The organism is Pseudomonas fluorescens, assembly GCF_005938625.1.
Classification (GTDB): Bacteria; Pseudomonadota; Gammaproteobacteria; order Pseudomonadales; family Pseudomonadaceae; genus Aquipseudomonas; species Aquipseudomonas fluorescens_BD.
Window position 1 is genome coordinate 1 of sequence record NZ_VCNJ01000099.1, and the last position, 9,119, is coordinate 9,119.

Genomic DNA, 9,119 nt, shown 5'->3' on the forward strand with positions numbered 1-9,119 from the left:
CAGCTCTTCGCCGGTGACCATCGACACCGGGCAACCATTGGTGCAGGTGAAGGGCACGCAATCAGCGCTGTCGCCGTTGGGGTTTTTCGCCTGATCCGGCGAGTCGTCGTGATGCTCGTCTTTCTTCAACAAGGTGTTGCGCTGCGCATTCCAGCGCAATTGCATCTGGCCCTTTTTCACCCCCGTCGCAATACCACGGGCGGCAACGGCCTTGTATTGATCGACGTATTTGATGAACCCCTCGACGATGCCGAATATCGCCTTCACCAAACGCTTCACCGCCGACAGCAATTGCACGGCGCGGTCCGCCAGACGCAGCGTCAGATAAGCGATGCCTGCGCCACTACTGACGAACGTCAAGACGACGCTGATCAGCACATCGATGAGCAATTGCACGATCATCATCGATGCCGCTTCAGCGGTTTTACCGGCGACCTCACTGGGTGGCAGCATCTCCAGCCAAAGGCTGGCCGTGCGCAGCAATAAACACAGTGCAGCTTCGTCACTGACCAGCAATTGAAGCTTTTCCATGACGTCGGGGGCGGTCGCTGCCAGCGCCATCAACTGCGTGGCCCCCTCACCCAGCCGCTCGGCGAACGCTCCGGGATTCTTGAGAATGTCCGACAGCAGGCCAATGCTGTCCCACACCCCTTCGATCGCCGCCCAGCTCCCGGCGAGCATGCCGTTGCCCGCCGCGGTCGCCACTGACTGCGACCACTGCGGTTTGAAACCCTGCCACTCACTGCGCAGCCAGCCATCCAGCTCAGCGGTCAGGCCGTCATAGGCTTTGAAAAGATCCTCGACCTGACTCTCAGTGACCTCGCTGTGCACCTGCACCCGGTAGAACTTGCCAGGTATTCCTTTGAACGAGCCCTTGCCTTGCGCATCAAGGGTGATGGGGGTGGTTTCGCCACCGTCCATGGCGATCACATCGACCACGATATTGCCCAGCGGGATGTTGTAGACCGACTCGAACTTGCTCTCGATCTGCATCAACCCGCCTTTCGGGCACTGGACGACACCTGAGAAGAATTCGTTGTCGGTGCTGCTGACGGCAGTGCTATCGGAGCCGAAGCGAATGATCCGCTCCATGCCCATCAACGACGGCACATCCGCCGCGTGGCTGACCTTGTCCGCCGCTCGACTAGCCCAATGCCTGAGCTGTTCACGGTAAATACTGAGGGTGGCGGGAAAGCTGTCGAGTGCTTGCTCGATGCGGCTGACGGCTTCCATCAGCGCACGCGGGTGTGCGAAGTGGACTGAATAAGCGGGTCAAACATGAGCGTTCCCTCGCGCAAAAAAATTAGGCGCGGGAACTGTGCGGGGGATCAATCAGGAAAGAAGTCAGGCAAGTAGGCGATGACTGTAGGACTTGTCTTTAAAAAATCACTCATAGATAAACAAATGTGCACAAACGAAAACGCGACGTGAGGAAAACCTCACGCCGCGTTTATTTGAGCAGACATAACTGGATTTACAGTGTTGAGTCGCGAGTACTCAGCTCTTTCAATTTGAGCTCAGCCAAGGGATGCCCCGCCCTGGTAGCCATCCCCCACCAGCGTGCGGCTTCAACAGGATCCGGCGGTTGGCTCGTTGTCCCGGCCAGGCAGATCACACCGACCTGATAAGCCGCTTTGCCATCGCCTGCGAGCGCCGCCAACCGCAACAGGCGCACACCTTCTTCACGCGCACCCAGGCCGACACCGCGAAAAGTCAGGATGTGCCCATAGAAGCTCTGCGCACCGACATCGCCAAGGTTGGCCATGCGCGCAAACTGACCTTCGAGCCAGCGCCAGCCGCGCGGTTGGCGAACAAACCATGACCAGTGAAACAGCCTGCGGGCCAGCCAGTAACTCGCCCGCGCCTTGAGTCGTAAAAACACTCAGGCCTCCGCCGATTCCGGGTACTCGTATTCAAAAACACGGACGACTTCCGAAGCATGCCACGAGGCTGCGGCAACGCCATCGGACGGCCCGGAAAAACGCCCCAGACGTTCAACACATTCAAAGAAACCGGTGCGTGGCAGGCGACTCGCCCCCTGGCTGATCACCAGCGAACTGCGCAACGGTTGTTCGGCCTTGGCATCCAGCGCGGCCAGATGCTCAAGCGCGGCGGTCAAGGTTTGCATGGCCGGTGTCGGCAATTGCAACCGTTCGAGCAAGGCCCGATAAGTCAGCAGATGGCGCTGGCGGCGCGCCTGATCCAGTTCTCCGAGCAATCCATCCCAATGTTGACGGCTGATGCGTACGCTCACGATTCATCCCTCCACCCTGGCACCGTCAATTCCCAGGCCAGGCTGCGGCGAATCGCGGCGTCGGGCTGACGCTCACCACTTTCGATCATGGCCAGATATGACGGGCTGATGCCTACCGTGCGGGCCAGCGCCTCGATGGCGATGCCCTTCCCTTCGCGCAAACTGCGTAGTTGATCCAGACCTGGAAGAATCGGGTCTGCTGTGGCCGCGAGCGGCGCAACTGCCGGACGCGACGGTGTTTCATTGATGCCTGCTGCTTGTAGTAGAGCCTGATACTGAGCCCACGGCAGAACCGCGTATTCGGGTTCGCCATCGCGTGCAATTATCTGAATATCCATGACTACCCCGTAGGACAACAACACTTAGCGAGTCGGCACTTTTCCCTAGAAGTGTAATCCTAACAGCGGCCAAGGTCGCGGGGGGTATCTATCTACAGGAAGACTTAATGAATCAGGGCTTTTTCGGCCCCTGAAGCTGCAGTTGTTCAGGGGTATCGGGCAGCCGTTCGACAACCGCGAGTTTTTCCGGTTGCTGGCGGTTGCGCCAGAGGCGGAAGGCATTGAGTTCATCGTCTAGGGTTTTCATCAGCCAGGCGAGGACGGCGATGTCGTCGAGCATGCCGAACACAGGGATGAAATCCGGAATCGCATCCACCGGGCTGAGGAAGTACATCAAACCCGCCACCACCGAAACCAGTGCTTTGCCGCTGATGGCCCGATACTCGCCGCGCCAATAGGCCAGACACAGCGCCTGGAGCAAACGTAAATCATCCTTGAGTTTACCAAGACGATTGCCTTGTGCGGCGCCTTTGCTGGCGACCGCAAACAGCAAGGTCGGCAAACGCCCACGCGCCAGCAGGCGGCCGGCCAGGGGCAGGAATCGAGCGAAATTCCACGGAGCTTTCATCTATTCCTCCCGTTGAAATGTTATCCACACAAATTGTGGATAACCTTGTGAACAGAGCTGCATTTCAGCGCTGAAAGCCCCGTTTCATAAGGGCTGCGCTCAGATCGGGCGTTTTTTACTCACATAAAAAACCCCAATATTTCATTGACTTGGCTGCTCAGGGCGGCTAGCGATGGCAGTCTCAATGGCTATGACTCTCCCGGCTGCCATCGGTTCGCTCTGTTTACCCTTGCCAGACTCCAGATGCAACAACGCCCCGCATAAGCGAGGCGTTGTTGTTGAAGCCTTTGCCAATTACTTGGCAGCAGCTGCTTCTTTGGCTGGATCCTTGATGGCCAGCAGTTCCAGGTCGAAGACCAGAACCGAGTTGGCCGGGATTGCCGGACTTGGCGACTGAGCGCCGTAAGCCAGATCGCTAGGGATGTACAGTTTGTACTTCTCGCCAACGTGCATCAGTTGCAGACCTTCAACCCAGCCCGGGATCACGCCGCTTACCGGCAGATCGATCGGGCTGCCGCGCTCGACGGAGCTGTCGAATACGGTGCCGTTGGTCAGCTTGCCGGTGTAGTGAACAGTCACTACGTCAGTCGGCTTAGGCTGTGGGCCGTCGGCTTTCTTGACCACTTCGTACTGCAGGCCGGAAGCGGTGGTGGTTACACCAGCCTTCTTGCCGTTCTCTTCGAGGAATTTCTTGCCAGCCGCAGCCGACTCTTCGCTCATCTTGGCCATGCGCTCTTCAGCACGCTTTTGCAGTGCGGCGAAGGCCTCGACCAGTTCTTCGTCTTTCAGCTTCTGTTCTTTCTTGCCGACGGCATCTTCGATGCCCTGGGCTACCGCTTTGGAGTCCAGATCATCCATGCCTTCCTGAGCCAGGCTCTTGCCCATGTTCAGGCCGATACCGTAGGAAGCTTTTTGCGCCGGGGTTTTCAGCTCTACGCTGGTCTGCGAATCACAACCCGCGAGGACCAGGCTAACCAGGGCTACCGCCGCCGCCAACCGATGCTGTTTCATGCTATTTCCTTGTTCATGCGCCGAAAGGGCAATCGAGTAAAGCCGCGAGCTTATCAGGCCGCCACGACCAATGGCTACCGGCATGAGAGCAGTAAAGCGACGATAAGTTCAGGGATTAAAACGCATTGGCGCGAAGCGACGATGAAGCTTCTGTCATCTTGTCCCGACAATCAACGTCGTTTCTTCTTGCATCATCTGGCGTAATGGCCACTTGCCGCATAGGGCAGGCTCAGGCATAACAGCGGAACAACTCGACAAGGATGTTTATCTTGCGCCTTCTATTCCGTGTGCTGATTCTGATGGTCGTGCTGCTGGGACTCGTTCTCGCAGTGGTGCTGTACTACGTCGCCAACCCGAAATTGCCCTTCTACACGCCCGCCGAGCAGGTGCATTACCTCAATCAGTGGAGTGACGAAGACCGGCAAACCTACTATTTCACGCCCCAAGGTACGCAGGTCAAAGGCTTGCGCTACGAGTGGTTCCAGGCGTTGGAACTGCCCTTTTCGCTGCAACGTTTCGCCTCTCCCGATTACCTCGCGCGCTTTGGTTTTCTGGTCGATCCGCAACAGCAAGCCACAACGAACAACCCCGGCAACCTCCCCGTCGGTTTTGCCCGCCACCAGAATCCCGGCAGCTCCGAGCAATATCTGGACATCACTTGCGCCGCTTGTCACACCGGCGAATTGCGTTTCAAGGGCCAGGCCGTACGGATCGACGGCGGTACCGCGCAACATGTGTTGCCTTCCAGTGTTCCTACTTTGCGCGGCGGAAGTTTCGGACAGGCTCTGGTGGCAAGTCTGACCTCGACTTACTACAACCCATGGAAATTCGAACGCTTTGCCAGAACCGTGTTGGGTGACGAATACGACGCGCGCCACGAGCAATTGCGCAAAGACTTCAAAATTTCATTAAACACATTCCTTAGAGTGGCCTGGAACGATACCCATCGCGGCCTCTACCCGACCGAAGAAGGCCCCGGCCGCGCCGACGCCTTCGGACGCATTGCCAATGCGACGTTTGGCGATGCGATTTCTCCCGCCAACTACCGCGTGGCCAATGCTCCGGTGGATTACCCGCAGCTCTGGGACATGTGGAGGTTCGATTGGGTGCAGTGGAACGGCTCGGCGCAGCAACCAATGGCGCGCAATATCGGTGAAGCGTTGGGTGTCGGCGCCACCCTGAATTTTTTCGATGCCAACGGCCAGCCACTGCAAGGCGACGCACGCTATGCCTCCAGCGTGCGCGTGCGTGATCTGCACAAGATCGAAGAAACCCTGCAAAGGCTCAAGCCGCCAGCTTGGCCAGAGGATCTGTTTGGTGCCATCGACAAACCCCTTGCAGCCAAGGGGCGCACGCTGTTTGCCGAGAATTGCGCCGGTTGTCACGTACCGCGCCAGAGTCAGGAAGGTGAGCGCTGGGTACAGCATCTGCACATGCTGCCGGTCGATGTCATCGGTACCGACCCGACCGCCGCCAACAATATCGCCAGCCACCGTTTCGATCTGACTGCCCTGCAATGGGATCTGAAAGAACTCGAAAAAATGGACGTCAAACTGCATCCAAAGCCCAAGGAGCCACTGGATCTGAGCCAATTGTCAGTGGCCAAGGGGCTGGCTTACGTCACCGCTTTTGTAGAAGACCGCGCCTATCGCGAGGCCAACGTCACGCCGCAGGAGAAACCACGCATGGACGGCTTCGGCCTGCCCATCGGCGTACGCGAAAAAGTCGCTTACAAGGCGCGCCCGCTGGCCGGTGTCTGGGCCACCGCGCCGTTCCTGCACAACGGTTCGGTGCCGAGCATCTATCAGTTGCTGTCGCCGCAGGATGAACGCGCCACAGCCTTCTTCAAAGGCACTGTCGAGTACGATCCGCGCCATCTGGGGTATCGCACCGAAGCGTTTGCCAATGGCTTCCTGTTCGATACGCGGATCACCGGCAACCACAACAGCGGCCATGAATTCCGTGCCGGCGAGCGTGGTAACGGCGTTATTGGCCGGTTGTTGCAGCCGGAAGAACGCTGGGCGCTGTTGGAATACCTGAAAGTCCTCGGCGGCCCACTGGAGGCACAATTGCCATGATCTCGACCTTCAAAAAAGAACAGTCGCTGCTGGCCAGAATCTGGTTATGGCTTGGACGCTTGCTGGGCAAGACTGTACTGATAGTGCTCGCCATCGGCCTGCTCGGCTGGGCCATCGCTACGGTCTGGTTTGCCTGGCAACACCGTGGCCCGGTGTCGGCGCAAGAGCAGATTCCCACCGGCGAAGCGGCAATGACTCAGGACGTGATCCAGACCGCCGTACGCATCGTCGATCAACACCGTGAAAGCACACGCTATCTGCGCGACGCCCATGCCAAGGCTCATGGTTGCGTGAAGGCGCAGGTGCAGGTGTTGCCGGAACTGGCGCAGTCGCTGCGACAGGGCGTGTTCAGTGAGCCCGGCAAAACCTGGCAAGCGATGGTTCGCCTGTCCAACGGCAATGCCTACCCACAGTTCGACAGCATCCGCGACGCCAGAGGCATGGCAATCAAACTGCTGGAGGTTTCGGGAAAACAGCTGCTCGGCAACCGCCAGGCACAGCCTGAACAGGATTTCGTGATGTTCAGCCACCCGAACTTTTTCGTCAGCGATGTTGCCGAGTACCGCCAGAACGTAGCCGCGCAGGCTGATGGCAAGAAGGTCATGGCGTTTTTCCCCGGATGGGACCCGCGCACCTGGCAGATCCGCCATTTGATTATTGCGCTGGCAACCTTGGCGCCGCCGCCGGATAGCCCGACGGCGACGACTTACTTTTCGGTTTCGCCCTACAAATTCGGTGAGGCAAATGCAAAGTTTCGTGTAGCACCCGATCCCGACAACTGCCCTGCTTACACACTACCCAAACAGAATCACGACCTGCCCAACTTCCTGCGCAGCGCGTTGAATCAGCAGCTGTCGACGGATCGCGTGCCGGCCTGTTTCGTACTGCAGATCCAGCGCCAGGATGCCCATAAACACATGCCGATCGAGGACACCAGCATCGAATGGCGCGAGCAGGATTCGCCCTTCGAAACCGTCGCGCGGATCACCTTGCCGCCGCAGGATTTCGATACTCCGGCGCTGAATCGGCAATGCGACAACCTGTCGTTCAATCCTTGGTTTGGCATTGAGGCGCATCGCCCGATCGGTGGGATCAACCGGTTGCGCAAAGCGGTGTACGAAGCGGTCAGTAATTACCGTCACCAGCGCAATGGTGAGTAATCACCGGGAAGTTTCTACGCCTATAACATCGACAGCGGAGGCGGCCGTGATCTGCCGAGATCCGGCCAGGTCTGACTCGCCAATAAAACGCTGAGGATGCCCGCGTCGGCAACCTTGTCGACAAACCTTTGCGGTGTCATGTCGCCGTCGATGATCTTTTGCTCGAGGCCTTGCTCAAGGTTCGCTCTTAACTCCCGAACCTTGGGGATTATCGGTTTGGCAAATCGCAAGACGGCGCCATCGGGGGTGACCATGAAAATTCGCTGATTGGGCGCTGCAATCATATGATCCAGGCCGACCTTCAGATCCTCGGGCGTAAAAAAACTCCGGTACAAATCCATTCCGGTCGGAGGCTGTCGCTCTGACGCCAATTGCGGCGTCGAGTGGTAAATACCATGCACCCGAAACCCTCTTGGGATCAGTGGGTTGCCGTGCTTATCCTTGGGAAATAAAGCTGCCCGATCGAAACTGGCGTAGGGAATGGAGACCGGGTCAGTGACCACCAGGAAATCGCTGGAGTTATGTTTAAGGATGAAGCCGACACGTGGGCTCGCTGCCGGTGGGACGAATAATTTTTTGCGCAAGTAAAGTGCGACCTCCCCCGCATCACGGCAGATCGGCCCAAAGACTGGCATCTGTGTAATCGGCGGTTTGGCTTCAAGGACATCCGACCGCCAGCCGGCTTTGAGAGGGCCTCGGCGGCGCCAGAGATCGCCCGTTACCACAACGGTTACTTGCCCGGCCGCCAAGACCAGCAAGATCCACAGGCTGCTGGGTATTGCCCCCCCGGCAAGCAAGCTTTCGAACAATTGTGGGCCACTTTGAGGGCGTCTCGACAGTCGGGGCGCCAACTCCTGTTCAAACGGCAGGTTCGTCGAGGCGTAGCACAGTAGTCCGCCGTTGTAAGCAGACAGATAACACTTCGAATATTTACGATGACTGTTCATCACAGCTGACAAATCGGCAATCGTGAAGAACCGATTACGCTGAGCCCATTCACTGGTGGATTCGTCAACACCACGGGCTTGGGCCGGGTGGGCGTGAAAGCTCGCTTCGATAGTAAAACCGCTCGGGACAATCAACTCGTCCAAAACACCAACAGTCACCACAAGGGTAGTGCGCTGGAGCGTCGTTACTTCACTCCGGTGTTCGCCACTGGCAGGATTGGCGTCAATACGTTGAGCACAAAAGAAGCGCCCCTCGGTATTTTTCAGAATGAACCCGTGCAGTTCTGCGCTGAGCGGCGACTTCAACAGATTGTGCAAGCCAGCGGCTGCATCGTCGCTGGATAAAAATGCCGGATTACTTGCCATGAATGACAGCGCATCCGTGTCTTCGGCGGAAAAAGGAATATCGGTTAAAGCAGGAGTCGAAGGCATCTGATCGGTCTCTCGGCTGGCAACGGAATTGCTCCACGACCCAAAATGATCATGGAGAACATTGCCCATTGTCCGAAAGCGACGTGTCCCGCAGGCACTACATAGATATATGCAGCGAAAAATACTCAAACGCAAGACAGCAAAAAGCCCGCACGAGGCGGGCTTTCTGTGGAATCTGGCGTTCAGTGTTCCAGATTCCGAATATGGCGCAGCGGACGGGACTCGAACCCGCGACCCCCGGCGTGACAGGCCGGTATTCTAACCGACTGAACTACCGCTGCGCGAAACGCTTGAAACGAATGGTGGGTGATGACGGGATCGAACCGCCGAC

At 57.8% G+C, this 9,119-nt stretch carries 8 protein-coding genes, 1 tRNA gene and 1 pseudogene; 2 read left to right on the forward strand and 8 right to left on the reverse strand.

Annotated elements, in window-relative coordinates; translation table 11 throughout:
* The 6 genes and pseudogenes from FGA82_RS30630 to FGA82_RS30655 form a co-directional block, all read right to left on the reverse strand.
* A pseudogene (locus tag FGA82_RS30630) lies at window positions 1–1,233 on the reverse strand (type IV secretion protein Rhs); the annotation flags it as partial.
* Between the two features lie 241 nt (window positions 1,234–1,474).
* A complete protein-coding gene (locus FGA82_RS30635; protein WP_141129993.1) occupies window positions 1,475–1,882 on the reverse strand; it encodes a tetratricopeptide repeat protein in 408 nt (135 codons plus the stop codon).
* Complete coding sequence (locus tag FGA82_RS30640) at window positions 1,883–2,254, reverse strand: hypothetical protein (RefSeq protein WP_003223109.1); 372 nt, start codon at window positions 2,252–2,254, stop codon at window positions 1,883–1,885. It lies immediately after the preceding gene.
* On the reverse strand, window positions 2,251–2,592 hold the full coding sequence (locus FGA82_RS30645; protein ID WP_141129994.1) for a helix-turn-helix domain-containing protein: 342 nt from the start codon (window positions 2,590–2,592) through the stop codon (window positions 2,251–2,253). The genes FGA82_RS30640 and FGA82_RS30645 overlap by 4 nt, the downstream gene beginning before the upstream one ends.
* A gap of 112 nt (window positions 2,593–2,704) precedes the next feature.
* Window positions 2,705–3,160 (reverse strand): YkvA family protein, encoded by a 456-nt coding sequence (locus FGA82_RS30650; protein ID WP_077571749.1) that lies wholly within the window; start codon window positions 3,158–3,160, stop codon window positions 2,705–2,707.
* Between the two features lie 294 nt (window positions 3,161–3,454).
* Window positions 3,455–4,171: an FKBP-type peptidyl-prolyl cis-trans isomerase gene (locus FGA82_RS30655; protein ID WP_007919751.1), complete on the reverse strand. Its 717-nt coding sequence runs from the start codon at window positions 4,169–4,171 to the stop codon at window positions 3,455–3,457.
* Between the two features lie 269 nt (window positions 4,172–4,440).
* Between FGA82_RS30655 and FGA82_RS30660 the strand changes: the two genes are divergently transcribed.
* Together FGA82_RS30660 and FGA82_RS30665 are read left to right on the forward strand one after the other, a co-directional pair.
* The gene (locus FGA82_RS30660; RefSeq protein WP_141129995.1) at window positions 4,441–6,249 is read left to right on the forward strand and encodes a di-heme-cytochrome C peroxidase; all 1,809 of its coding nucleotides are present in this window, start codon (window positions 4,441–4,443) and stop codon (window positions 6,247–6,249) included.
* Window positions 6,250–6,275: 26 nt separating this feature from the next.
* Window positions 6,276–7,409: a catalase family protein gene (locus FGA82_RS30665; protein ID WP_171057398.1), complete on the forward strand. Its 1,134-nt coding sequence runs from the start codon at window positions 6,276–6,278 to the stop codon at window positions 7,407–7,409.
* A 20-nt stretch (window positions 7,410–7,429) separates the two neighbouring features.
* Here the strand turns inward: FGA82_RS30665 and FGA82_RS30670 are convergent, their stop codons facing one another.
* Entirely contained in the window at window positions 7,430–8,788 is a 1,359-nt protein-coding gene (locus FGA82_RS30670; RefSeq protein ID WP_171057397.1) for a DUF4329 domain-containing protein, read from the reverse strand.
* 204 nt (window positions 8,789–8,992) lie between these two features.
* A tRNA-Asp gene (locus tag FGA82_RS30675) sits at window positions 8,993–9,069 on the reverse strand.
* Window positions 9,070–9,119: the final 50 nt, after the last annotated feature.

Bases quoted from the DNA above. Each gene is read 5' to 3' on its own strand.
- FGA82_RS30655 (WP_007919751.1), bottom strand. From the start codon at position 4,171: ATGAAACAGCATCGGTTGGCGGCGGCGGTAGCCCTGGTTAGCCTGGTC.
- FGA82_RS30670 (WP_171057397.1), bottom strand. From the start codon at position 8,788: ATGCCTTCGACTCCTGCTTTAACCGATATTCCTTTTTCCGCCGAAGAC.
- FGA82_RS30645 (WP_141129994.1), bottom strand. From the start codon at position 2,592: ATGGATATTCAGATAATTGCACGCGATGGCGAACCCGAATACGCGGTT.
- FGA82_RS30650 (WP_077571749.1), bottom strand. From the start codon at position 3,160: ATGAAAGCTCCGTGGAATTTCGCTCGATTCCTGCCCCTGGCCGGCCGC.